Annotated in this window: 22 protein-coding genes; 10 read left to right on the forward strand and 12 right to left on the reverse strand. The window is 70.5% G+C overall.

Going from position 1 to position 24,364, the window contains the following annotated elements; genetic code table 11:
• Window positions 1-90 precede the first annotated feature (90 nt).
• From ACZ5U5_RS32280 to ACZ5U5_RS32300, 5 genes are all read left to right on the forward strand, one after another.
• The gene (locus ACZ5U5_RS32280; protein ID WP_469028731.1) at window positions 91-1,395 is read left to right on the forward strand and encodes a M18 family aminopeptidase; all 1,305 of its coding nucleotides are present in this window, start codon (window positions 91-93) and stop codon (window positions 1,393-1,395) included.
• A gap of 95 nt (window positions 1,396-1,490) precedes the next feature.
• A complete protein-coding gene (locus ACZ5U5_RS32285) occupies window positions 1,491-1,712 on the forward strand; it encodes a DUF6458 family protein (protein ID WP_469028734.1) in 222 nt (73 codons plus the stop codon).
• Window positions 1,713-1,867: 155 nt separating this feature from the next.
• Window positions 1,868-4,009, forward strand: coding sequence for an AfsR/SARP family transcriptional regulator (locus tag ACZ5U5_RS32290; protein WP_469028736.1), 2,142 nt, complete (start codon window positions 1,868-1,870; stop codon window positions 4,007-4,009).
• Between the two features lie 85 nt (window positions 4,010-4,094).
• Complete coding sequence (locus tag ACZ5U5_RS32295; RefSeq protein WP_469028738.1) at window positions 4,095-4,718, forward strand: DUF4232 domain-containing protein; 624 nt, start codon at window positions 4,095-4,097, stop codon at window positions 4,716-4,718.
• 122 nt (window positions 4,719-4,840) lie between these two features.
• On the forward strand, window positions 4,841-5,338 hold the full coding sequence (locus ACZ5U5_RS32300; RefSeq protein WP_363210392.1) for an LURP-one-related/scramblase family protein: 498 nt from the start codon (window positions 4,841-4,843) through the stop codon (window positions 5,336-5,338).
• Between the two features lie 50 nt (window positions 5,339-5,388).
• Here ACZ5U5_RS32300 and ACZ5U5_RS32305 read toward each other — a convergent pair whose 3' ends face one another.
• Window positions 5,389-6,192 carry a carbon-nitrogen family hydrolase gene (locus ACZ5U5_RS32305; RefSeq protein WP_469028741.1) on the reverse strand — a complete coding sequence of 268 codons (804 nt, stop codon included), beginning with the start codon at window positions 6,190-6,192 and terminating at the stop codon, window positions 5,389-5,391.
• Window positions 6,193-6,328: 136 nt separating this feature from the next.
• Between ACZ5U5_RS32305 and ACZ5U5_RS32310 the strand changes: the two genes are divergently transcribed.
• Window positions 6,329-7,153 (forward strand): maleylpyruvate isomerase family mycothiol-dependent enzyme, encoded by an 825-nt coding sequence (locus tag ACZ5U5_RS32310; protein ID WP_469028743.1) that lies wholly within the window; start codon window positions 6,329-6,331, stop codon window positions 7,151-7,153.
• A 17-nt stretch (window positions 7,154-7,170) separates the two neighbouring features.
• On the opposite strand, the gene ACZ5U5_RS32315 is transcribed toward ACZ5U5_RS32310, so the two are convergent.
• A complete protein-coding gene (locus ACZ5U5_RS32315; RefSeq protein ID WP_469028746.1) occupies window positions 7,171-8,478 on the reverse strand; it encodes an MFS transporter in 1,308 nt (435 codons plus the stop codon).
• 139 nt (window positions 8,479-8,617) lie between these two features.
• Window positions 8,618-9,304 carry a GntR family transcriptional regulator gene (locus ACZ5U5_RS32320; RefSeq protein ID WP_469028748.1) on the reverse strand — a complete coding sequence of 229 codons (687 nt, stop codon included), beginning with the start codon at window positions 9,302-9,304 and terminating at the stop codon, window positions 8,618-8,620.
• 176 nt (window positions 9,305-9,480) lie between these two features.
• On the opposite strand from ACZ5U5_RS32320, the gene ACZ5U5_RS32325 reads away from it, so the two are divergent.
• Window positions 9,481-10,371: a D-alanyl-D-alanine carboxypeptidase family protein gene (locus ACZ5U5_RS32325; RefSeq protein ID WP_469028751.1), complete on the forward strand. Its 891-nt coding sequence runs from the start codon at window positions 9,481-9,483 to the stop codon at window positions 10,369-10,371.
• A gap of 101 nt (window positions 10,372-10,472) precedes the next feature.
• On the opposite strand, the gene ACZ5U5_RS32330 is transcribed toward ACZ5U5_RS32325, so the two are convergent.
• Genes ACZ5U5_RS32330 through pdhA form a run of 3 tightly spaced genes read right to left on the reverse strand, consistent with a single transcriptional unit; the run spans window position 10,473 to window position 14,178 of the window.
• Complete coding sequence (locus tag ACZ5U5_RS32330) at window positions 10,473-11,987, reverse strand: dihydrolipoamide acetyltransferase family protein (protein WP_469028753.1); 1,515 nt, start codon at window positions 11,985-11,987, stop codon at window positions 10,473-10,475.
• Between the two features lie 11 nt (window positions 11,988-11,998).
• Window positions 11,999-12,979: an alpha-ketoacid dehydrogenase subunit beta gene (locus ACZ5U5_RS32335; protein ID WP_469028756.1), complete on the reverse strand. Its 981-nt coding sequence runs from the start codon at window positions 12,977-12,979 to the stop codon at window positions 11,999-12,001.
• A 2-nt stretch (window positions 12,980-12,981) separates the two neighbouring features.
• A complete protein-coding gene (pdhA, locus tag ACZ5U5_RS32340) occupies window positions 12,982-14,178 on the reverse strand; it encodes a pyruvate dehydrogenase (acetyl-transferring) E1 component subunit alpha (RefSeq protein ID WP_469028759.1) in 1,197 nt (398 codons plus the stop codon).
• A gap of 382 nt (window positions 14,179-14,560) precedes the next feature.
• Here pdhA and ACZ5U5_RS32345 point away from each other — a divergent pair, with 382 nt between their 5' ends.
• Entirely contained in the window at window positions 14,561-15,223 is a 663-nt protein-coding gene (locus tag ACZ5U5_RS32345; RefSeq protein WP_344524354.1) for a response regulator transcription factor, read from the forward strand.
• Between the two features lie 138 nt (window positions 15,224-15,361).
• Window positions 15,362-15,799, forward strand: coding sequence for a pyridoxamine 5'-phosphate oxidase family protein (locus ACZ5U5_RS32350; protein ID WP_469028761.1), 438 nt, complete (start codon window positions 15,362-15,364; stop codon window positions 15,797-15,799).
• Window positions 15,800-15,905: 106 nt separating this feature from the next.
• On the opposite strand, the gene ACZ5U5_RS32355 is transcribed toward ACZ5U5_RS32350, so the two are convergent.
• Window positions 15,906-17,489, reverse strand: a complete 1,584-nt coding sequence (locus ACZ5U5_RS32355; RefSeq protein ID WP_469028763.1) for a protein kinase domain-containing protein — start codon at window positions 17,487-17,489, stop codon at window positions 15,906-15,908.
• 295 nt (window positions 17,490-17,784) lie between these two features.
• Here ACZ5U5_RS32355 and ACZ5U5_RS32360 point away from each other — a divergent pair, with 295 nt between their 5' ends.
• Window positions 17,785-19,431 (forward strand): protein kinase domain-containing protein, encoded by a 1,647-nt coding sequence (locus ACZ5U5_RS32360; RefSeq protein WP_469028766.1) that lies wholly within the window; start codon window positions 17,785-17,787, stop codon window positions 19,429-19,431.
• Between the two features lie 77 nt (window positions 19,432-19,508).
• Here ACZ5U5_RS32360 and ACZ5U5_RS32365 read toward each other — a convergent pair whose 3' ends face one another.
• The 5 genes from ACZ5U5_RS32365 to ACZ5U5_RS32385 all read right to left on the reverse strand — a co-directional run bounded on the left by ACZ5U5_RS32365 (window position 19,509) and on the right by ACZ5U5_RS32385 (window position 24,185).
• Complete coding sequence (locus tag ACZ5U5_RS32365; protein WP_361829027.1) at window positions 19,509-20,051, reverse strand: bacterial proteasome activator family protein; 543 nt, start codon at window positions 20,049-20,051, stop codon at window positions 19,509-19,511.
• Window positions 20,052-20,137: 86 nt separating this feature from the next.
• Window positions 20,138-20,530, reverse strand: coding sequence for a hypothetical protein (locus ACZ5U5_RS32370; protein WP_469028769.1), 393 nt, complete (start codon window positions 20,528-20,530; stop codon window positions 20,138-20,140).
• Between the two features lie 122 nt (window positions 20,531-20,652).
• Window positions 20,653-21,630: an NAD(P)H-quinone oxidoreductase gene (locus ACZ5U5_RS32375; RefSeq protein WP_469028771.1), complete on the reverse strand. Its 978-nt coding sequence runs from the start codon at window positions 21,628-21,630 to the stop codon at window positions 20,653-20,655.
• A 39-nt stretch (window positions 21,631-21,669) separates the two neighbouring features.
• A complete protein-coding gene (locus tag ACZ5U5_RS32380) occupies window positions 21,670-22,791 on the reverse strand; it encodes a potassium channel family protein (RefSeq protein ID WP_469028773.1) in 1,122 nt (373 codons plus the stop codon).
• A complete protein-coding gene (locus tag ACZ5U5_RS32385) occupies window positions 22,779-24,185 on the reverse strand; it encodes a molybdopterin molybdotransferase MoeA (protein WP_469028776.1) in 1,407 nt (468 codons plus the stop codon). Before ACZ5U5_RS32385 ends, ACZ5U5_RS32380 begins: the two co-directional genes overlap by 13 nt.
• Window positions 24,186-24,364: the final 179 nt, after the last annotated feature.

A 24,364-nucleotide genomic window follows, 5' to 3' on the forward strand; every position in this document is an offset into this window, starting at 1 on the left:
ACAGGCCCCCGGATACGCGCAGATCCGGTACAGAACCTCCCGGAAACGGCCCCCCGCGCCAGGGGGTGACCGCTAGCTAGGCTGGAAGCCATGAGCACACCCGCCCGCTTCGACCGCGGCCACTCCGACGACCTCCTGACCTTCCTGGCGGCAAGCCCCTCCCCGTACCACGCAGTGGCGAGCGCCGCGGAGCGGCTGGAGAAGGCCGGTTTCCGGCAGGTCGAGGAGACCGACGCCTGGGACGGATCGACCGGCGGGAAGTACGTGCAGCGCGGCGGCGCGATCGTGGCCTGGTTCGTCCCCGAAGGGGCATCCGCGCACACCCCGTACCGCATCGTCGGCGCCCACACCGACTCACCGAACCTCCGCGTGAAGCCGAAGCCGGACGCGGGCGCGCACGGCTGGCGGCAGGTCGCCGTCGAGATCTACGGCGGCCCGCTGCTCAACTCCTGGCTCGACCGCGACCTCGGCCTCGCGGGCAGGCTCTCGCTGCGGGACGGCTCGACGCGCCTGGTGAACATCGACCGGCCGCTCCTGAGGGTGCCGCAGCTGGCCATCCACATGGACCGCGGCGTCGTCGCCGACGGCCTCAAGCTCGACAAGCAGAAGCACATGCAGCCCATCTGGGGCCTCGGCGACGACGTCCACGAGGGCGACCTCATCGGCTTCCTGGAGGAGGAGGCGGGGCTCGCCCCCGGCGACGTCACCGGCTGGGACCTGATGACGCACCCCATCGAGGCACCCGCCTACCTCGGCCGCGACCGCGACCTCATCGCGGGCCCGCGGATGGACAACCTCCTGTCCGTGCACGCCTGTACGGCGGCGCTGGCCGCCGTCGCCACGGCGGACGGCGCCGACTCCCTGCCGTACATCCCCGTGCTCGCCGCCTTCGACCACGAGGAGAACGGCTCCCAGTCCGACACGGGCGCGGACGGCCCGCTGCTCGGAAGCGTCCTCGAGCGGTCCGTGTTCGCCCGCGGCGGCACGTACGAGGACAGGGCCCGCGCCTTCGCCGGCACGGTCTGCCTCTCCTCCGACACGGGCCACGCCGTGCACCCCAACTACGCGGAGCGGCACGACCCGACGCACCACCCGCGCGCCAACGGCGGCCCGATCCTCAAGGTCAACGTCAACAACCGGTACGCCACGGACGGCGCGGGCCGTGCCGTGTTCGCCGCCGCCTGCGACAAGGCCGGTGTGCCCTTCCAGAGCTTCGTCTCGAACAACGCGATGCCCTGCGGCACGACCATCGGACCGATCACCGCGGCCCGGCACGGCATCAAGACCGTCGACATCGGCGTCGCGATCCTCTCCATGCACAGCGTGCGCGAGCTGTGCGGGGCGGACGACCCGCACCTTCTCGCCAATGCGCTGGTGGCCTTCCTCGAAGGCTGAACCAGCAGAACTGAAGGCCGTTTTCCGCTTGTCCGTGTGGTCGTGCCGGGGCCGGGTACCCGGGTGCCCTGCCACGACTTAGGGAGGCGGTCCAAGTGGGCCTGGGCGGATGCATCATTCTGATCGCCGTGGGCGCCATCCTCACGTTCGCCACCGACTGGGAGATGGAAGGCATCAACCTCACCGTCACCGGTCTGATCATGATGGCTGTGGGCGTGATCGGCGTCGCGGCGTTCACCAACGCTCGCCGCAAGACAGTCGTGCCCCCGGGCGCGACCGTGGTCGAGACGGACAACGACCACCACCACCGCTACTGAGGCCGTCCCCGCTCGCGGGCTGACGTTTTCAGCCGCTCCTCGTCGCCGGGCCCGGTGGCCACCTCCGTGGCCACCGGGCCCGGCGATACTCTTGGGCCTTGTTCGAAACATGATCGAGGCGCGAAGCGCCTGCGCGGCGAAGGAGTTGAGGCCAGGTGGAGTTCCAGCTGCTCGGACCGGTGAGCGTCGCCGGAAGCAGCGGACCCGTCCCCCTCGGCCCGGCCAAGCGCCGCAGCCTGCTCGCGGCGCTGCTGCTGCGGGCGGGCACGCCGGTCTCGGTGGACGCCCTGACGGAGACCCTGTGGGACGGCGAACCGCCGCTGCACGCGCGCACCGTCATCCAGGGCCACATCTCCCGGCTGCGCGCCCTGCTCGTCGAGGCAGGCCTGGACGCGTACGGCGTGGAACTCGCCACGCAGGGCGGTGCGTACGCCCTCCAGTTCCCGGAGACCCTGCTCGACGTCAGCCGCTTCGAGGACCTCGTCAAACTGGCCGGACGGCAGCGCGAGCCCTCGGACACGGCGCTGATGCTGCGGGAGGCGCTCGCGCTGTGGAACGGGCCCGCGCTGACCGGCACCGTCGCCACGGAGCCGATGCTGGCCGCCGCGCGCGGCCTTGAGGAGAGCCGCCTCGTCACCGTCGAGCAGCTCGCCGAGGCGTACGGAAAGCTCGGCTCGCACGGCCAGGCCGTGGGGCTGCTGCGTGCGGAGTCGGTCCAGCATCCGCTGCGGGAGGCCCTGGTGGCGGCCCTGATGCGGGCCCTCCAGCGGTGCGGCAGGCAGTCCGAGGCGCTGGAGTTCTACCACCGGACGCGCGAACTCCTCGCCGAGGAGCTGGGAGTGGACCCCGGCAAGAAGCTGCGCCGGGCGTACGAGGAGATCCTCAACGGCGAGCCCGACACCGGGGCCCACCCGATGCTGGGCGCTCCTCCGCCGCGCCGGCGCGGGCGGTACGACATGGGCCTCGGGGGTGGCGGTGCTTCCCCCGCCGCGTCCGCGGGCTCCGCTTCCGCTGCATCGGCCGCATCCGCCGCGGCCGCCGCGGCCGCCGGGGCTCCCGCTCGCGTGGAGGGCAGCCGGGGTGTGCGGCAGGCAGGCCCGCCCCCGGTCGAGCAGGGCCGGGGGCCCGCGGCAGGGCAGCCGCAGCCCGCGGCGCCGGGAGCCGGTGCCCAGGGCGCGAGCCCCGCCGCTGCCGCCGCTCCCGTCACTCCCGCCACCCCCGACGCCCCGGCGGAAGGGCCCCCGCCCGGCAACGCGATCCCCCGCCTGCTGCCCCGGGCGCCCCGCGCCTTCGCCGCCCGTGAGGAGCAGCTCGCCGCCCTGGAAACCGTGCTCACCGAGGAGACGGAGGCGCCGATCGTCCTGCTCACCGGCGCCGCGGGCGTGGGCAAGACCGCCCTCGTCCTGCAGTGGGCGCACCACCACGCGGACCCACGAACGGAGGGCCACCTCTACGCCGACCTCCGCGGCTTCAGCGGCGGCGACCCCGCCCACCCCGAGCGCGTCCTGCGGGAGTTCCTCCTCGCCCTGGGCGTGCGGCAGCAGGACGTGCCGGCCGGCATCGAACCGGCGGCGGCCCTCTACCGTTCACTGCTCGCCGAACGGCGCATCGTCGTCGTACTCGACAACGCCCACGACTCCGCCCAGGTCCGCCCGCTGCTGCCCGGCGCGCCGCACTGCACCACCCTCATCACCAGCCGCAACCGCCTCGACGGCCTCGTCGCGTCGGACTGCGCGCGCCCCGTGCCGATCGGTGCGCTCAGCGAGCGCGACGGCGCCGAGCTGTTCCTCCGCGCCCTGGGGCAGAGCGCCGGCCTGGACGCCGACTCCGATGACGTACGCCGGATCGCCCGCCTCTGCGACGGCCTCCCGCTCGCCCTGCGCACCGCCGCCGCCCGGCTCATCGGGCGCCCCCAGCGGTCCGTGGCCGGCCTTGCCGCCGAGCTCGCCGACGAGGAGCAGAGGCTGGCCCTGCTCTCCGCCGAGGACACCGGCATCGCGGCTGCGCTGCGCACCTCGGTGGCCCAACTCCCGGGCAGCGACGCCTGGTTGCTCGCCGCGCTTGCCCGCGCCTCCACCCCGGACGTGGACGTGCACCGGGCCGCCGACCTCGCCGGGGCGAACGTGTCCGCCACCCGCGAGGGGCTCGACCGCCTGGCCGCGGCGCACCTGATCCAGGAGGAGGGCGCGGGCCGCTACGTCCTGCCCGATCTGGTACGGCTCTTCGCCCGCGGCCTGGACGGCTCCGCGACCACGACGTTCCGCAGGCCCCGTCCCGAGGAACTGCGGCGTCATTAGCCAGGTGTTAGCGGAACGCCAGCGGTGGGCGGCAGGCTCAGTGGAGCAAGCCCGAGCGACCATCACTCACGGGGGAGTCACCGCCATGCGCACCACTGCTCGCAGCACGCGTGCCGCACTCGCCGTCGCGGCGCTCGCCGCGCTCTCCCTCTCGCTCACGGCGTGCGGCGGCGACAGCGGGGGCGACGACGGAAGCGGGGGCGGGAGCGAGGCCGTCGGAGGCGAGGCGTCCGGCACCGGCAAGGCGTCGGCCACCGTGCCCAGTAACCCGGAATCCTCCGCTCCGGCCGCCGACGGAGACTGCACGCCACGCACCGCCAACATCAGCATCGAGGACACCGGCGGCACCGCACCCGTCGTCCTGCTCAAGATCACCAACAACGGGGGCAAGGCCTGCGCGGTCCTCGGCGCCCCCGTCGTCAGCGACGCGACGGCGGGCAAGAACCTCCCGGTGGCCCGGAACACCCGCCCCCAGTCGGTCGTCCGCCTCGCGCCCGACCGGTCCGCCTACGCCGCGATCAGCCTCGCGAGCACCGACGCCGACAGGACCCACCGCTCCAAGAAGCTCGGCGTCACGCTCGTCACCAAGGACGGCAAGGCCACGGACGGCCGCGTCACGGTGAGCTCCCCCGGCGCCGCGGGCCTGCTGCTCGACGCCGGCTCGCGCGTCACGTACTGGCAGAACAACCTCGAGGACGCCATGTCGTAGGGACGACGGCATATCGCGACGCGTTCGCGTCCTCCCCTGATCCACAGCCGGTCTGTGCCCCACTTTCCCCCGAGTGGCACGGGCCGGCTGTGTCATGCCCGCCACGGGGTAGACATCGCCGCATGAAACTTCTCGTACGCGACCGGCTGCTCGGCATCGGTGACGACTACTGGATCGAGGACGACCAGGGCCAGAAGGTCTTCCTCGTCGACGGCAAGGCGATGCGCCTGCGCGAGACCTTCGAGCTGAAGGACATGGAGGGCCGCGTCCTCATCGACATCCACGCCAAGATGCTGTCGCTGCGCGACACGATGGTGATCGAGAGGGGCGACGAACCGCTGGCCACGGTCAAGCGCAAGCGCCTCTCGCTCCTGCGCAACCACTACCGCGTGGACCTGGTCGACGGCACCGAGCTCGACGTGAGCGGCAAGATCCTGGACCGCGAGTTCGCCATCGAGTACGACGGTGAACTCCTGGCCGACATCTCCCGCCGCTGGTTCCGGGTCCGCGACACGTACGGCCTGCAGATCGTCCGGGACGACGCCGACGCGTCCCTCCTCCTGGCCGTCGCGGTCTGCGTGATCCGCCTGGCCGAGAAGGAACGGGGCGACGACGACTGAGCGGGCGGGACGGTGAGCGGGCCTGACGGCTGAGCGGGCCTGACGCGGGGTCAGCGCCGGGGAGCGTCCATCCCCAGGAGCCGGTCCTTCAGCGCGGGGAACTGCTCGCGCGTGGCCGCGACCTTCGCCGGGTCGAGCTCGACGGTGAGTACCTCCTCGCCGTCCCCCGCCTCGGCGAGCACCGCGCCCCACGGGTCGACGACGATGCTGTGCCCGGCCTGGGGAACTCCCGCGTGCGTACCGCCCGTTCCGCACGCGAGGACGTACACCTGGTCCTCGACCGCCCGCGCCCGTGCGAGCAGCGTCCAGTGCTCACGCCGCCGCGCGGGCCAGCCCGCGGGGACGACGAACATTTCGGCGCCCGCGTCGACGAGCCCACGGAAGAGCTCGGGGAAGCGGAGGTCGTAACAGGTGGCGAGCCCGATCGTCGTCTCCGGCGTGCGCACGGTGACCAGTTCGCCGCCCGCGCCCATCAGGACGGCCTCACCCTTGTCGAAGCCGAACCGGTGGATCTTCCGGTACGAGGCGGCGAGTTCACCCTCGGGCGAGAAGACGAGCGAGGTGTTGTAGAGGTCTCCCGAGGCGTCCCGCTCCGGGATGGACCCCGCGTGCAGCCAGACGCCCGCGTCACGCGCGGTCTTGGCCATCGCCTCGTACGTGGGCCCCTCAAGCGGCTCCGCCTCGCCCGCGAACGACTCGTACGCGAAAGCGCCCGTGGTCCACAGTTCGGGAAGAACGACGAGATCCGGCCGCTCACGCTCCGCTACCTCACGTACCAGTGAAGAGACCCGTGACCGGCGGGAATTGACCGATTCGCCCTCGTCTACGGCGATCTGGATGAGGGAGGCGCGCACACTACCACCGTCCTGGCATTCGAGCCGTCAATGCGGGCCTACGATCGTCACACGAAAGCACTGCCGGGGTGCCTGCGGGCAGCGTAACTTAACGTCTCAGACACCCACCGCCCGCGTACGACCGTCGAGGGGTCCCGTGAGTCTCCATCCCAGCCTGCAAACCTATGCCGACGCCTGGACCCAATCCGTATCAGCCATATCCGAGCTGGTGTCACCGCTCGCCGAGGGAGAGTGGAACTGGGCCACGCCCTGCCCCGGCTGGTCGGTGCGGGATGTCGTCTCCCATGTCATAGGCCTGGACTGCGAGATGCTGGGTGACCCGCGCCCCATCCACACCCTGCCCCGCGACCTGTACCACGTACAGACCGAGGGCCAGCGGTACATGGAGGTGCAGGTGGACGTCCGGCGCCACCACACCGCGCCCGAGATGACCTCCGAGCTGGAGTACACGATCATCCGCCGCTCGCGGCAGCTGCGGAACGAGTCGCGTGACCCCTCCCACAAGATCCGTGGCCCGCTCGGCACCGAGCAGACCCTCGAACTGGCCATGCGGATGCGGGCGTTCGACGTCTGGGTGCACGAGCAGGATCTGCGTACGACGCTGAAGAAGCCCGGCGACCTGGACTCCCAGGGCGCGTTGGTGGCGCGGGACCTCCTGCTGCAGGGGCTGCCCAAGGTCGTCGCCAAGAAGGCCGCGGCCCCGGCGAACTCGGCGGTCGTCTTCGACGTGAGCGGGCCCGTCGAGTTCCTGCGCACGGTCCGTGTCGACGCCGACGGCCAGGCCACGGTCGACAGCGCCCCCTCGCTCGGCCCGCTCGCCACGCTGAGCCTGGACTGGGAGACGTACTTCCGCCTGGCGTGCGGTCGCGTCCCGTACGCCTCGGTGGCCGACCGGATCAAGGTCGAGGGCGATCACGGCCTGGGCGAGGCGATCCTGCGAGAGTTCGCGGTCACTCCGTAGCCCCATGGGCCCTCGTTTCACACAGGTACGTGCACGGCCTCCACGCGGCTGGCGACGAGCCGCTCCTTCTCCCTGCGCACCGCGCGCGTACGCAGCCGCAGGATCTGGCTGAGGCCCACCGCCTCCAGGACGAAGACGGCGGAGAAGGCGATCCGGCAGTTGTCGCCGGTCGCGTCCAGGAGCACGCCGATGGCAAGGAGCGTCGTCATGGAGGCGACGAAGCCGCCCATGTTGACGATGCCGGACGCGGTGCCCTGGCGCTCCGGCGGGTTCGCGGGCCGCGCGAAGTCGAAACCGATCATGGACGCGGGGCCGCAGGCGCCGAGCACGGCGCACAGCGCGATGAGCAGCCCCATCGGGGCATGGTCGCCGGGGTAGTGGATCGTGACCGCCCACATCGTGGCCGTCGCCGCGACGGTGCCGATGGCAAGGGGCGTGCGGGCCGCGTGGTGCCGGGCGACGATCTGGCCGTAGACCAGGCCCACGACCATGTTGGACAGCACGACGAGGGTGAGCAGCGCCCCGGCCGTCCCGCGCGTGAGGCCCTGCGCCTCGACGAGGAACGGCAGGCCCCACAGGAGCAGGAACACCATCGCGGGGAACTGGGTGGTGAAGTGCACCCACAGTCCGAGCCGGGTGCCGGGCTCGCGCCAGCTCAGGGCGATCTGCTTGCGCACGAATGCCCCGCCGGTGTGCCGCACCGGCTCCGGCTCGTGCCCCTCGGGGTGGTCCTTGAGGAACAGCGTCATCAGGACGAGGACGACGACTCCGCAGAGCGCGCTGCCCGCGAAGGCGGCGGTCCAGCCGACGGAGTGCAGGAGCCGGGCGAGGACGAGAGTGGAGACGAGGTTGCCCGCCATGCCGACCAGGCCGGCGAGCTGGGCGACCAGCGGGCCGCGCCGGGCGGGGAACCAGCGGGTGCCCAGGCGCAGCACGCTGATGAAGGTCAGCGCGTCACCGCAGCCGAGCAGCGCGCGGGACGCGAGCGCCATTCCGTACGAGGGGGAGAAGGCGAAGCCGAGCTGCCCGAGCGTGAAGAGCACGACTCCGATGGTCAGCACGCGCTTGGTGCCGAGCCGGTCGACCATCAGGCCGACGGGTATCTGCATGCCCGCGTAGACGAGCAGCTGAAGGATCGAGAAGGTCGAGAGCGCGGACGCGTTGACGTGGAAGCGGTCGGCGGCGTCGAGCCCGGCGACCCCGAGCGAGGTCCGGAAGATGACGGCGACGAAGTAGACGGCCACGCCGATACCCCAGACGAGCATGGCCTTCTTGCCGCCGGGGGGATCGCCGGGGAGGGAGAGGGGGGCGGAGGTCGCGCTCATCGGGAGAACCTCCGGGTGCCCCAGGGGCTCCTACGGGGGTGGTGTGCTGCGGAGTTTCGGGTGGGTGGGCAGGAAAGCTGCCGCGAAGCGGCAGACGAAATCCCACCACCGGCGGACGGCGGACCGTCAGAGAGCACCCTCATCGGACATCGCCCCGGGCGAGATTCTGGAACCACCCGACGTGCCGGGTGACGACCCCCACGGCCGCCTCAGCGTCCCCCGCCCGCAGAGCCCGAAGAATCTCCTCGTGCTCGGCGAGCGTCTTGGCGATCCGGTCGGGATGGGAGTGCATCACGGCGACGCCCATCCGCAGCTGCCGGTCACGGAGCTGGTCGTACAGGCGGGCAAGGATCTCGTTCCCGCCGCTTCGCACGATCTCCGCGTGGAAGCACCGGTCGGTCACGGCGGCAGCGGAAAGGTCCCCGGCTGCGGCCTGCTCCCGCTGCTCGGCGAGCAGCTCTTCGAGCCGGGCGAGCAACGCCGGAGGCGCGGGCACCGCCTTGCGCACCGAGTGCGTCTCCACCAGTAGCCGCGTCTCTACGACATCGGCGATCTCCTGCACGGACACCGGCAGGACCAGCGCGCCCTTCTTCGGGTAGAGCCGAAGGAGCCCCTCCACCTCCAGCTTCAGAAGGGCCTCGCGCACCGGAGTGCGGGAGACCCCGACGGCCTCGGCGAGCTCACCCTCGGTGAGCAGCGTCCCGCCCTCGTACCGACGGTCGAGCACGCCCTTCTTGACGTGCGCGTACACCCGCTCCGCGGCAGGTGGCTGCTTCAGGGTTCGAGCAGGGATCCGGGAGGGGGACGAGGCGGGCGCGACAGGCATGCGCACAGCATAGATACAACACGTACCCATGAGGTCGTCCATTCCACGATCCGGACATCACCCACATCACCCTTAATTGACGGCGTTCAGGCGCATCCATTTGCCTCTCTCGTGTGTCTCACTATCAAGCGGCACCCTCATGTGGCCGCATTCCAGGGGCATTTGGAGCATTCAACTTGAACACCCCCATTAAGGGCATTCGCCGCGCATCGGCCGTAATCGTCACTGCGGGTGCGGTACTCGCGGGCGGAGCCCTCACGACCCCGGCCCAGGCGGCCGCACTGCCCAAGCCGTCGATCGCCGCCAAGGGCGGCTTCGTCATGAACAACGGCACGGGCAAGACGCTCTTCACCAAGGCCGCGGACACCCGCCGTTCGACGGGCTCGACCACCAAGATCATGACGGCGAAGGTGGTGCTGTCGCAGTCGAACCTGAACCTCAACTCCAAGGTCAAGATCGAAAAGGCCTACAGCGACTACATCGTCAGGAACACCGCCTCGTCCGCCCGGCTGATCGTCGGCGACAAGGTCACCGTCCGCCAGCTCCTGTACGGCCTGATGCTGCCCTCCGGCTGCGACGCGGCGTACGCGCTCGCGGACAAGTTCGGCAAGGGCTCCACCCGCTCCGCCCGCGTGAAGTCGTTCATCGGCAAGATGAACGCGCAGGCCAGGAGCCTCGGCATGACGAACACCCACTTCGACTCGTTCGACGGCATCGGCAACGGAAGCAACTACTCCACACCTCGCGACCTGACGAAGCTCGCCAGCAGCGCGATGAAGAGCTCCACGTTCCGTACGGTCGTGAAGACGAAGTCGACGAAGCAGAAGGTCACCACGAAGAGCGGTGGCTACCGCTACATGTCGTGGTCGAACACGAACACCCTGCTCGGCAGCTACAGCGGCGCCATCGGCGTGAAGACCGGCTCCGGCCCGCAGGCCAAGTACTGCCTGGTCTTCGCCGCGACGCGCAGCGGCAAGACGGTCATCGGCACGGTCCTCACCTCGACCTCGTCGACCAACCGCACGAAGGACGCGAAGAAGCTGATGGACTACGGCTTCAAGAAGTAGGTCCTCGACGGACTTACGGACTTACGGACTTACGTCGAAGGGGGCCCGCCGCGTACAACGCGGCGGGCCCCCTTCGACGTGCTGCTGACGTACTTCCGGATCTACGCCCAGGTCATGAGCCGCTTGGGCTGCTCCAGGATCGCCGCCACATCGGCGAGCACCTTGGAGCCGAGCTCGCCGTCGACCAGGCGGTGGTCGAAGGAGAGCGCGAGCGTCGTCACCTGACGCGGCTTGACCTTGCCCTTGTGGACCCAGGGCTGGAGCTTGATCGCGCCGACCGCGAGGATCGCGGACTCGCCGGGGTTCAGGATCGGCGTGCCGGTGTCGACGCCGAAGACGCCGACGTTCGTGATCGTGACCGTGCCGCCCTGCATCGCGGCCGGGGATGTCTTGCCCTCGCGGGCCGTGGACACCAACTCGCCGAGGGACTCGGCCAGTTCCGGCAGCGTCTGGTCCTGTGCGTCCTTGATGTTCGGCACGATCAGGCCGCGCGGGGTCGCTGCGGCGATGCCCAGGTTCACGTAGTGCTTCTTGACGATCTCCTGGTTCGCCTCGTCCCAGGCCGCGTTGACGTCGGGGTTGCGCCGGATCGCCACGAGCAGCGCCTTGGAGATGAGCAGGAGCGGGTTCACGCGCAGGCCCGCGAACGCCTTGTCCTGCTTCAGCTCCTCGACCAGCTTCATCGTCCGCGTCACGTCCAGCGTCACGAACTCCGTGACGTGCGGTGCCGTGAAGGCCGAGCCGACCATCGCCTGGGCGATGGCCTTGCGCACACCCTTGACGGGGATACGGGTCTCGCGGGCGCCCGCGCCGACCGCGGGGGCGGCGGCTTCGGCGGCGGGAGCGGGGGCTTCGGCGGGCGCCTGCTCCGGCGCGGACGCCGGGGCCGGGGCGGAGGCGGTGGCCGGGGCGGAGGCCGGGGCCACCGCCGCGTGCACGTCCTCACGCGTGATGATCCCGTCGGGGCCTGAGGGGACGATGACCGTGAGGTCAACTCCCAGGTCCTTGGCGAGCTTGCGCACCGGCGGCTTGGCCAGCGGCCGGCTGCCCGCGGGGGCGGTGGGCGCGGCGGCGGCCGCCGACCCGGAGCCGTTCAGCTCGGCCTGGACCGCTGCCGCGTAGTACGTCCCGGCGGCCTCCGCCTGCTCCGAAGCGGCCTTGCGCGCGCGGCGCTTCGTCGAGGACTCGGCGACCCCGTAGCCCACGAGCACGGGCTGCCGGCCCGCGGGAGCGGGCTCCTCGGCGGGAGCTTCCGCTGCGGGGACTTCCCCGGCGGGAGCTTCCTGCGCCGGGGCAGCGGCCTCGGCGGGAGCGGCGGTCTCGGCAGGCGCGGCGGGTGCGCTTCCGGCGCCTCCGCCGGACACGTCCACCGCGATGATCACCTGGCCGACATCGACCGTGGTGCCCTCGGGGAAGCGCAGTTCGCTCACGACACCGTTGAACGGAATGGGCAGTTCGACGGCGGCCTTGGCCGTCTCGACCTCGCACACCACCTGCCCGTCGGTGACCGTGTCACCGGGAGCCACGAACCACTTGAGGATCTCTGCCTCGGTGAGCCCCTCGCCCACGTCGGGCATCTTGAACTCGGCGAGCGCGGCACTTGTCATCGTCGTCACGACCCTCTCCCTCAGTACGCCAGCGAGCGGTCGACAGTGTCGAGCACCCGGTCGAGGCCCGGCAGGTACTCCTCTTCCAACCGCGCCGGCGGATACGGCGCGTGGAAGCCGCCGACCCGCAGCACGGGAGCTTCGAGGTGGTAGAAGCACCGCTCGGTGATGCGCGCCGCGATCTCCGCGCCCGCGCCCAGGAAGACGGGGGCCTCATGGACCACGACGAGCCGGCGCGTCTTCTCGACCGAGTCCTGCACGGCGTCGAAGTCCATCGGCGACATGGAGCGCAGGTCCACGACCTCGAGGGACTTGCCCTCTTCGGCGGCGGCCGACGCTGCCTCCAGACAGACCTTCACCATCGGGCCGTACGCGACGAGCGTCAGGTCCGTGCCCTCGCGGGCGACCCGGGCCTTGTGCAGCGGCGCCGGGATGGCGTCCGTGTCGACCTCGCTCTTGTCCCAGTAACGCCGCTTCGGCTCGAAGAAGATGACCGGGTCGTCGCTCTGGATGGCCTGCTGCATCATCCAGTAGGCGTCGGACGAGTTCGAGGGCGAGACGACCTTGAGCCCTGCCACGTGCGCGAACAGAGCCTCGGGCGACTCGCTGTGGTGCTCGACGGCGCCGATGCCGCCGCCGTACGGAATGCGGATGACGACCGGCATCTTGATCTTGCCGAGCGCGCGGGCGTGCATCTTCGCGAGCTGCGTGACGATCTGGTCGTACGCCGGGAAGACGAAGCCGTCGAACTGGATCTCCACCACCGGGCGGTAGCCCCGAAGGGCCAGGCCGATGGCCGTGCCGACGATGCCCGACTCGGCGAGCGGGGTGTCGATGACACGGTCCTCGCCGAAGTCCTTCTGCAGCCCGTCCGTCACACGGAAGACGCCGCCGAGCTTGCCGACGTCCTCGCCCATGATGAGGACCTTGGGGTCGGTGTCGAGCGCCGTACGCAGCGATTCGTTGATCGCCTTGGCAAGGGGAAGCTTCTGTACGCCCATGATCACTTACCGCCTTCGTCCGCGAACGAGGCCTGGTACGCGGCGAACTGCGCGCGCTCCTCGTCGACCAGCGCATGCCCGTCCGCATACGCGTTCTCGAAGATCGCCATCAGATCCGGATCCGGCATCGCCCGCACCACCTCTCGCACTCGCTTTCCCAACGCTTCGCTCTCCGCCTCGAGTTCCGCGAAAAATCCCTCATCAGCGTGACCTTCGGACTCGAGATAGGTCCGCAGGCGCAGGATCGGGTCCTTGGCCTCCCAGGCCTCGCGCTCGTCGTCGTTGCGGTACTTGGTCGGGTCGTCGGACGTGGTGTGCGCGCCCATGCGGTAGGTGAACGCCTCGATGAGCGCAGGACCCTCACCCGTACGCGCCCTCTCCAGGGCCCACTTGGTGACGGCGAGCACGGCGAGGACGTCGTTGCCGTCGACCCGCACACCCGGGAAGCCGTAGCCCTGCGCGCGCTGGTAGAGCGGCACCCGGGTCTGCTTCTCGGTGGGCTCGGAGATCGCCCACTGGTTGTTCTGGCAGAAGAACACGACGGGAGCGTTGTAGACCGCGGAGAAGGTGAACGCCTCGGCGACGTCGCCCTGGCTGGACGCACCGTCCCCGAAGTACGCGATCACGGCCGAGTCCGCGCCGTCCTTGGCCACGCCCATCGCGTAACCGGTGGCGTGCAGGGTCTGCGAGCCGATGACGATCGTGTACAGGTGGAAGTTGTTCGTGTTCGGGTCCCAGCCGCCGTTGTTCACGCCGCGGAACATGCCGAGCAGGTTCGTCGGGTCCACCCCGCGGCACCACGCGACACCGTGCTCGCGGTAGGTGGGGAAGACGTAGTCGTCGTCGCGGGTGGCGCGGCCCGAGCCGATCTGGGCGGCTTCCTGGCCGAGCAGCGAGGCCCACAGGCCCAGCTCGCCCTGGCGCTGCAGGGAGGTGGCCTCGGCGTCGAAGCGGCGGGTGAGGACCATGTCGCGGTACAGGGCGCGCAGCTCGTCGGCGGTGATGTCCGCGACGTAGGCGTCGTACTCGGAATTCTTGACCCGCTTGCCTTCAGGGGTCAGCAGCTGAATCAGCTGGGGTTCCGTGCTCCCCGTGCTGGCCGAGCTTTTCTTCGGCGCGGCCTTCTTGGCGCTGGCGCGCTTCCCGCCGCTGGTCGTGCTGCGGCGCGGTGTGCGCGCGGCGGTGCTCTCCACGGTCACGTGTGCTCCTCCGTCGGTCCGGCCCCCGGGGGTTACCGGGTAAGCCAGTGCGGCTCGCCTGATCCGTGCCCGCGCACGGGGTGGGTGCGACTCGGCCGGGAACAGGCGTGACAGGTGCCCCGGCGAGCGCCCTGCACAATGCACGTTACCCAGTGCTTCCCATTTCTGTGAAACCCCATCTGACCTGCGAATTTGCTTGGATTTCCAAGTATCTGACTGCTTGGATTACCGAGTAAATCCAGAAAGTCGGGAACAGTTCCTGGTCACAGCACTGATCACAGCCTGGCAGGGGGCCGGAACACCGGCACGTTATCCCGGCCACCCCGCGCACGGGAAGAGTTCAGCTCAGGCAGCAGGAGAGATCGTGTGTGAGACTGACTCCGTGCGCGAAGACGGAAAAATTACGGTATTTCTCCTCGACGACCATGAAGTGGTGCGTCGAGGAGTCCATGAGCTGCTCTCCGTCGAGTCCGACATCGAGGTGGTCGGAGAGGCCGGAACAGCGGCGGACGCCTTGGTCAGGATTCCGGCGACACGGCCTGACGTGGCCGTTCTGGACGTGCGCCTTCCGGACGGCAGCGGTGTGGAGGTCTGCCGCGAGATCCGTTCCCGGAACGAGGACATCAAATGCCTGATGCTCACCTCGTTCGCGGACGACGAGGCTCTCTTCGACGCGATCATGGCGGGCGCTTCCGGCTATGTCCTGAAGGCCATTCGCGGCAATGAACTCCTCTCCGCCGTACGTGACGTGGCAGCCGGAAAATCCCTGCTCGACCCCGTCGCCACGGCCCGCGTCCTGGAGCGGCTGCGCGACGGAAACACCCCCAAGGGCGACGACCGTCTGTCGAACCTCACGGACCAGGAGCGGAAGATCCTGGACCTGATCGGCGAGGGTCTGACCAACCGGGTGATCGGCGAACGTCTGCACCTCGCCGAAAAAACGATCAAGAATTACGTCTCCAGTCTGCTCTCCAAGCTCGGCATGGAGCGCCGCTCCCAGGCGGCCGCGTATGTGGCCCGCATGCAGGCGGAACAGCAGCACTGAGCGCAGGCGTCACAGCAGCACCGACACGTTTGGTCACCTTGCGTGACTCTTTCGTGACCGGAATCGGGACTTACGGCCCCGTCGCGTAGGGGCGGGATCCCCTTCCCCGGCCCCCCGCCGGTGCCAGAGGGTGGACGCATGCCCTCCGACGCTCACGAACAGGACGAACGGCTCGCCTTCGAACTGCTCGGCCGCACCGACTACGGCCGGGTCGCGACCAGCATGCGCGCGCTGCCCTTCCTCGCCGCGGCCCGCCACGTCGTCGTGGACGGGCGGATTCTGCTGCGGATGCACAAGGGATACGGGTACCACGAGGCCTGCATCGGCAGCGTCGTCGCCTACGGGGCGGACAACCTCAGCGCAGAGACCGCGCGCACGGGGCAGTGGACCGTGCAGTTCGTCGGCCTGTGCGAGGCCATCGAGCCGACCACCGCCGAACTGGAACTTTTCGGCCCTGGCCCGCATTACGTGGACGGCGAGCTCTACGACCCGGTCTACATGCGCATAGAGCCGCAGCTGGCCACGGTGCACACCCTGCACGGCGGTCGGCAGCGGCAGCTTCAGCGCACTTTCTAGGAACCGTCGTACCTGAAACCCGCCGTACAGACGACGCACGCGCGCGTGGCGCCCTCTCGGGGCTCCACGCGCGCGTGCGTCTCGTCTACGGGCCGTGCGGCTCGCTTCAGCCTTCGGCGCCGGCGGGGTCGCCGCCCTCCGTGCCGCCGTTCGTCACCGGCGGGTCCTCGGTGTCCGGAGGGCTGGGATCCCCGGTGGGCGTCGTCGGGTCGTCCGTCGGCTCCGTCGGATCGTCCGTCGGCTCCGTCGGCTCGTTCGTCGGCTGGCTCTCGGTCGGCGTCGTGGGAGCCGTCGGGCCGGTGGTGTTCGGCTGCTCCGGCGTCCAGTCGCCCTGACCGCCCGACCCGTCGCCGGGCGTCGCGGTCTCGTCCGAGGTCTCCTCGTCCGCGCTCTTGCTCGGCTTCTTCGACTCCGACTGCTTCGTCGGCTCCTTGGTCGGGGTGTCCTTGTCCTTCGTCTTGTCGTCCGCCGCCGACAGCGCGAACGCGACGCCCACGGCGATCGCGATGATCGCGAGCACGACGAGGATCCACACCTTGCCCCGGCCGCCACCGCCCTTGCCGTCGCGGTGACCGCCCTCGAAGCCGCCGTCGTCGCCGCCCGGCGGACGCAGCATGGCGCCCGGGATCTGCGCGGTGCCGGAGTCGCCCGGGTGCTGCATCGCCGCGGCGCCCGCGACGCCCATCGCCGGAGTGCTGCCGCCCTCGTGCATGCCCGCGACAACGACGGGGCCGGTGTTCCAGGTCCCGGTGTGGCTGCCCTGCTCGTGCAGCATCTGCAGCCCGTACTGGACCAGGCCGCGCATCTCCTCGGCCGTCTGGAACCGGTCGTCCGGGTCCTTGGCGAGCGAACGCATCACGAGGCCGTCGAGCTCCGGCGGCGCCGCGTCCGAGGTCTCGGACGGCGGGACCGGGATGTCCTGGACGTGCTGGTACACGACGGAGAGCGGCGTCTCACCGGTGAACGGGGGCCGCAGCGCGAGGAGTTCGTAGAGCAGACAGCCGGTCGCATACAGGTCGGAACGGTGGTCGACGGCCTTGCCGAGCGCCTGCTCCGGGGAGAGGTACTGGGGCGTGCCCATGACCATGCCGGTCTGGGTCATCGTCGACTGGGCACCGTGCAGCGCACGGGCGATGCCGAAGTCCATCACCTTGACCGCGCCGGTGTTGGTGATGATCACGTTCGCGGGCTTGATGTCGCGGTGCACGATGCCGTGCTGGTGCGAGTACGCGAGCGCCTCGAGTACCCCGGAGACGATGATCAGGGCCTGCTCGGGGCCCGGCGCCTCCGCGTTGAGCAGCAGATCGCGGATCGTCCGGCCCTCGACGATCTCCATGACGATGTAGGGGACGACACTCGGCCCGACGACGTCCTCACCGGAGTCGTAGACCGCCACCACCGCGTGGTGGTTGAGCCCCGCCACCGACTGGGCCTCGCGCGTGAAGCGGGCCTTGGAGACCGGGTCCTCGGCGAGGTCGGAGCGGAGCAGCTTGACAGCGACCGTACGACCAAGACGTACGTCCTCGGCCGCGAACACCTCGGCCATGCCGCCCCGGCCGAGTCTGTGGGTGAGCCGATATCGGCCATCCCCTACAAGCCCGCCGTTGCCCCACAACTCCGGCGCATCTGACATACCGCCGCCAGTCGCCTCGGGGTCGGACGGGCCCTGAGCGCGCTGCGTCTGTGCCATCAGTCCTCGCCGTCGTTTCTGGTCGTGGTGCTCGGTGGTACCGGGGGAACCCCGCCGGGCCACGCTACAGCCTTCGCGCGGTACGGCGGTTCGAGGTGGACCGGACATCAAACCCGCCGAGTGCCCCCGCGCGCAAACTTGTAACGCTTCCGAGACGCTTCTTGCGCGTACGGTCACGGAACGGGCATCGAGCTTGACGTGTCGGTGCCCTCGGGCAGACTTGGCCAGGAATAGCGGGAATCGATCACCGACCGCGGAGCCGTCCGGCACACCGCGCCGATGGGGGACGCACGACATGAGCAGCCAGGACGGCGCACAGGGACGGTATGCGGGGCGCTCGCTGGCCGGTGGCCGGTACCAGCTGCGCGATCTTCTCGGTGAGGGCGGCATGGCCTCCGTTCACCTGGCGTACGACTCCGTGCTCGACCGTCAAGTCGCGATCAAGACGCTTCACACCGAGCTCGGCCGCGAGCAGTCCTTCCGCGAGCGCTTCCGCCGCGAGGCCCAGTCGGTGGCCAAGCTCACGCACACGAACATCGTCTCGGTCTTCGACACCGGCGAGGACGATCTTGACGGCACGACGATGCCGTACATCGTCATGGAGTACGTGGAGGGCAAGCCGCTCGGCTCCGTGCTCGACGCGTCCGTCACCCAGTTCGGCGCGATGCCGACCGACCAGGCGCTGAAGATCACCGCCGATGTGCTCGCCGCTCTCGAGATCAGCCACGAGATGGGCCTGGTCCACCGCGACATCAAGCCCGGCAACGTGATGATGACCAAGCGCAACGTCGTCAAGGTCATGGACTTCGGCATCGCCCGCGCCATGCAGTCCGGCGTCACCTCCATGACGCAGACCGGCATGGTCGTCGGCACCCCCCAGTACCTCTCCCCGGAGCAGGCGCTCGGCCGCGGCGTGGACGCCCGGTCCGACCTCTACTCCGTCGGCATCATGCTGTTCCAGCTGACCACCGGACGACTGCCCTTCGAGGCGGACTCGCCGCTGGCCATCGCGTATGCGCACGTCCAGGAGGAGCCGGTCGCTCCGTCCTCGATCAACCGCTCGCTGCCGCCCGCGGTGGACGCGATCATCGCCCGCGCGCTGAAGAAGAACCCGAACGAGCGCTTCCCCACGGCCGAGGCGATGCGCGACGAATGCCTGCGCGTCGCCCAGTCCCTGCAGGCGGCCGCGCCGAGCATCGTGCCGGGTGCCCAGACCGCGAGCGGCGCGGGCGTCGGCGCGGCGGTCTTCCCGCCGGTCGACTCCTCGCTCCCGCAGCAGGGCGGCGTACACACGCCGTACCAAACGGGTCCTCAGTCGGGTCCGTACGGCCCGCCCACCCCGGCCCCCGGCCCCGTCACTCCGGGCTACGGCTACCCGCAGCAGGGTGGTTACCCGACCCCGGCGCCCACCAACGCGTACGCCCCCCAGGGCTCGCAGACCCCGCCTCCGTACACGCTCTCGCCGCAGCAGTCGCAGACGTCGGTGCAGGGCGGCGGCTCCGGTGCCGGCAAGCGGAACATGCCGGTGATCGTCGGCTCGATCGTCGTCGCGCTGCTCGCCATCGGCGGTGTGATCGCTGCGGTGTCGCTGAGCGGCGACGACGGCGGCGGCAAGGGCGACAAGGACAAGGAGTCGGCCGCGCCGGTCGCGGGTCACCGGGGTCCGGACCGGTCGAAGACGATCGAGACCGAAGAGTGCCTCGAACCCGACACGGCGTACAACGACGAGACCAAGATCAAGGTCCCTGACTTCACGTTCAGGGACTGGCGCTCGGTGCAGAAGTGCCTGCAGGCGGCCGGCTGGCAGTACGACAAGCGCACGATCGACGAGAACACCTACGGGAAGGACATGGTCATGCAGCAGTCCCCCAAGGAAGGCTCCGACGTCGACCCGGACGACGTGGACATCGAGTTCACCATCTCCACGGGCAACCCGGCCTGATCTTCCGCAGTACCTGACGGGAAGGGCCCGGTCACCGAGGTGACCGGGCCCTTCCCGTCGTTCCGTCCCGCTACCGCCTAGAGGTAAGGCCCTCCGGTCCGTCCCGCGATGCCGCCGTCCTCTTCCTCCTCGCCGCCGCCCACACCGGGCGGCAACGCACGCCGCATCGATTCGAGCTGCGCCCGCGCCGCCATCTGCTGCGCGAAGAGGGCCGTCTGGATCCCGTGGAAGAGACCTTCGAGCCAGCCCACCAGCTGAGCCTGCGCGATGCGCAGTTCGGCGTCGCTGGGTACTCCTTCGTCGGTGAAGGGAAGGGAGAGCCGCTCCAGTTCCTCGACGAGCTCGGGGGCGAGACCGTCCTCGAGCTCCTTGACCGAACTGGCGTGGATCTCCTTGAGGCGCACGCGGCTCGCCTCGTCGAGAGGTGCCGCCCGCACCTCCTCGAGCAGCTGCTTGATCATGCTGCCGATGCGCATGACCTTCGCCGGCTGTTCGACCATGTCCGTCACCGGGACCTCGCGGGATTCGTCGTCTCCGCCGCCGCCGAGTGCCATTCCGTCCTGGCCCACGACCAGGACCTGCGGGCTCTCGGGCGACCTTTCGTTCCTCGGCATCTCCATGCCGCCATTCTCTCGCACCCGTACATCACACATCGGTGGTGCCCCCATTTGGCGCTGATCCACCGTGTACGAAGGGTCCGTCCGTGTCAGCCGCGGCGCAGCCGCACGGCGAAGAACCCGAGGCCGAGGCCGATGAGGACCAGGCCGCTGCCGAGCGGCAGGACGCTGAGGGTGGGTACGACGGGTTCGGCGGCCGTCCGGCGGGTGACGTCGGACGCGGCGGTCGCCCGGCCCTGGGGCCGCACCTCGGGGGCCGGGGTGGCGGCGGGTGTGGGGATCTGCCGCGCCGGCCTGCGGGGCGGCTCGGACGCCGCGTCCGAAGGCGGGGGTTCGTCCCGGCCGGGCCTGGCACGACCTTCGCCGAAGACACTCCCGGCGCGGGTCTCGCCGGGAGAGGGCTCGACCGCGTACGAGAGGGAGACGGGGGAGACGGCCATCAGCACCGTCAGGATCAACAAGGGGCGAAGCCATGGAGTCACCGCGCCGGCTCCCTCCCGCTACCGGGTCGGAGAGATCACTGAAGCTGGAGCAAGCGTCACATGGTGACGCTTGTCCGGCATCTTGAGTGCTCACCGGTCATCCCGGTCGTCCCGCGGCGCGACTAGCGCACGAGCAGCACCTTCCCGATGTGGTTGCTCTCCTCCAGCACGCGGTGGGCGGCCGCCGCGTCGCTCATCGGCACGGTCTGGTCGACGATCGGACGTACGTGACCGGTGGCGATCAGCGGCCACACGTGTTCGCGCACCGCCGCGACGATCGACGCCTTCTCCTCGGCGGGACGGCCCCGCAGGGAGGTCGCGGTGACGGCGGCACGCTTGCCGAGAAGCGTGGCGATGTTCAGCTCGCCCTTGACGCCGCCCTGCATGCCGATGATCGCGAGACGGCCGTTGGCGGCGAGCGTCTGCACGTTCCGGTCCAGGTACTTGGCGCCCATGTTGTCGAGGATGACGTCCGCGCCCGCGCCGTCCGTGGCCTTCTTGATCTCCTCGACGAAGTCCTGCTCGCGGTAGTTGATGAGGATGTCCGCACCGAGCTCCGCGCAGAAGTCGAGCTTCTCCTTGGTGCCCGCCGTGACCGCCACCTTGGCGCCGACGGCCTTCGCCAGCTGGATCGCCATGGTGCCGATACCGCTGGAGCCGCCGTGCACGAGGAACGTCTCGCCGGGGCGCAGGTGGGAAATCATGAAGACGTTGGACCAGACGGTCGAAGTCACCTCGGGCAGCGCGGCCGCCGTGACGAGGTCGACGCCGTCGGGCACCGGCAGCAGCTGTCCCGCGGGCACGACGACCTGCTCGGCGTAACCGCCGCCGGCGAGCAGCGCACACACCTCGTCGCCGATCTGCCAGCCGGAGACACCCGGACCGATGTCGGTGACCCGGCCCGCGCACTCAAGCCCCGGATAGGGCGACGATCCGGGTGGCGGGTTGTAGAAGCCCTGGCGCTGGAGCAGGTCGGCGCGGTTCACGGCGCTGGCCACGACGTCGACCAGCACCTCACCCTCACCGGGTACGGGATCGGGGACCTCGGCCCACACGAGCGCTTCGGGTCCGCCGGCTTCGGGGATCGTGATCGCATGCATGCGGGCGAGGCTACTCTCTGCGCTTTCCCGACGGTCCGATTACGTGCGCAGACCTCCGCGCGGCGGATTCGCCTTGGCGTCGGGCGCCATCGGTGACGTCGGAGTCGCCCGCACGATGGTGATCAGACGGTCCATCAACTGCAGCTTCCCGACCGCTGGATCGTCGTACCCGAGCACGCGGTGGCCGCGTACGACACTCACGACGAGGTCGTCCGTCTCGCGGACCCCCATCCCCACCTCGGCCTTTATCACCGGCCGCTCGACGAGATCGAGCCCGCTGCCCTGCTGGATCAGGTCCTCCATGACCATGCCCGCACTGGGGCTGAGCACGGAGAGACCGAGCAGCCGTCCCGCAGCGCTGGCGCTGGTGATCACGGCGTCGGCGCCGGACTGGCGCAGCAGCGGCGCGTTCTCCTCCTCGCGCACCGCGGCCACGATCTTCGCCCCGCGGTTCATCTGCCGGGCGGTGAGCGTGACCAGGACGGCGGTGTCGTCCCGCTGGGTCGCGATGATGATCTGCCGGGCGCGCTGCACCTCGGCACGGAGCAGCACATCGCTGCGGGTCGCGTCCCCGATGACGCCCGCGTACCCCTCCGCTGTGGCGGCGTCGACGACCTTCGCGCTCGGGTCGACGACCACGATCTGTTCGGGCTTCAGACCGGTCGCGCAGACGGTCTGGATCGCCGAGCGACCCTTCGTGCCGAAGCCGACGACGACGGTGTGTTCACGCAAGTTGGACCTCCAGCGGTTCAGACGCCATTCCTCGCGCGTACGTTCCGTGAGCACTTCGAGAGTGGTGCCGACCAGGATGATCAGGAAGAGCACGCGCAGCGGCGTGATCAGGAGAATGTTGCAGAGCCGCGCGCTGTCGCTGTACGGGACGACGTCGCCGTACCCGGTGGTCGAGAGCGTGACGGTGGAGTAGTAGGCGGCGTCGAGGAAGTCGAGTTTGTTGTCCGAGTTGTCGTGGTAGCCGGCGCGGTCGATCCAGACGATGAACGTCGTCAGGGCGAGCACCGCGAGCGCCATGAGGAGACGCTTGGCGACCTGCCGCAACGGCCGCTCGACGATCTGGCGCGGCAGCTTGATGCGGTGGGTGACGAGGTGCTCGTCGGGGTTGCGGGCGATGGCGTCATGGCCGGGAAGTTTCACGTGAAACACTCCCCGGCCGTGTCGGTGTGCAGGTCCGGCCCGGCCCACGGGAGGTCGAGGACCTCCAGCTCCTGGCCGTGCCGCGCGCCGCCCGGCGGGACGACCGCGAGCCCGTCGGCCACCGCGATCCCACGCAGCATCGCCGGGCCGTTGTAGTGCAGGGGCACGGCGTGGTCGGCGCGGAGGGTGACGGGGACGAGCCGGGTGTCGTGCGGGTGCCCGTGCACGTCCTCGCGCAGGACGGCGGTGTACGCCGACGGGGCGGTGCGCCCCGAGAGCGTACGCAGCAGGGGCTCGGCCAGGGTCAGCAGGCCGGATACCGCGGCCAGCGGATTGCCGGGCAGACCGACGAGGTGCTGGTCGGGGCGGATGCGGGCGAGCAGCATCGGGTGCCCCGGGCGGACCGCGACGCCGTCCACGAGGAATTCGGCGCCGAGGCGGCGCAGGATGGGGTGGACGTGGTCGACCGGGCCGGAGGCGGTACCGCCGGTGGTGACGATGAGGTCGGCGGCGGAGGTGGTGATCGCCTGGTGGAGCGCCTCGGCGTCATCACCCAGCCTGCGTACGGCGATGACGTCGGCGCCGAGTGAGCGCAGCCAGGGCGGCAGCAGGGGCCCTAGCGCGTCACGGATGAGCCCCTCGTGGGGGAGCCCCTCGGTCAGCAACTCGTCGCCCAGGATCAGCACTTCGGCACTGGGCCGGGGGACCACGGGCAGTTCGTCGTACCCGGCGGCTGCCGCGAGGCCGAGCACCGCCGGGGTCACCAGGGAGCCGCTGGGCAGCAGTTGGTCACCGGAGCGGCATTCCTGGCCGCGGGGCCGGATGTCCTGGCCTTGGGTGACATCGCGCCGGGGGTGCAGCCGCCCCTTGTCGTCGGTGAGGCCGTGCTCGCTGCGGATGACGGCGGTGGCCTCCTGCGGGACCCGGGCCCCGGTCGCGATCCGCACGGCTTCCCCGTCGGAGAGTGCCTCGGGCCGCCCGTGCCCGGCGAGGATCCCGTCGGCCCGGACATCCCAGGGGCCTGGCCCCGCGACGACCCAGCCGTCCATCGCGGAGGTGTCGAAGGAGGGCAGATCGGTGAGGGCGACCAGGGGCGCGGCCAGCACGAGACCGAGCGCTTGCCCCAGGGGGACGGTGACGGAGGGCGCGAGCCGCGGGGCGCGCCCGGCAGCGGCGCGGGCGGCGGGCCAGGGGGTGATGGTGGGGGCGGAGGTGGGCGCAGGGGCGGCGGGGGGCTGGGGCACGGTGGCGTGCCCGGGGCCGCCCGAGGTGTCTCGCGCGCTTTGGGGGTCGCCGCCTGCGGGCCCGGCGTCGGCGCGCCTGCCGGTCCGGCGGTCATGGTCGTCGTTCACCAGGGCGAGAGCCTCGTCGAGCTCAGCGTCCGGCACAGGCTGCCCACTCATCCGGCATCCGGCCGCATGTCATCCCTCGCACCTTGCCCCGGGTCGGGACGGATGGACTGAGGGGTGGCGCCCTCAGGCGTGGCGCCGGGGCGGGCGTCCTGGGGGGTGGCGCCGGGGCGGGCGTCCTGGGGCGTGGCGTCTTGAGGCTTGGCGTCGGGGCGGGCGGGCTGCCGGGTGGC

Source organism: Streptomyces sp. NPDC033177 (assembly GCF_055577715.1).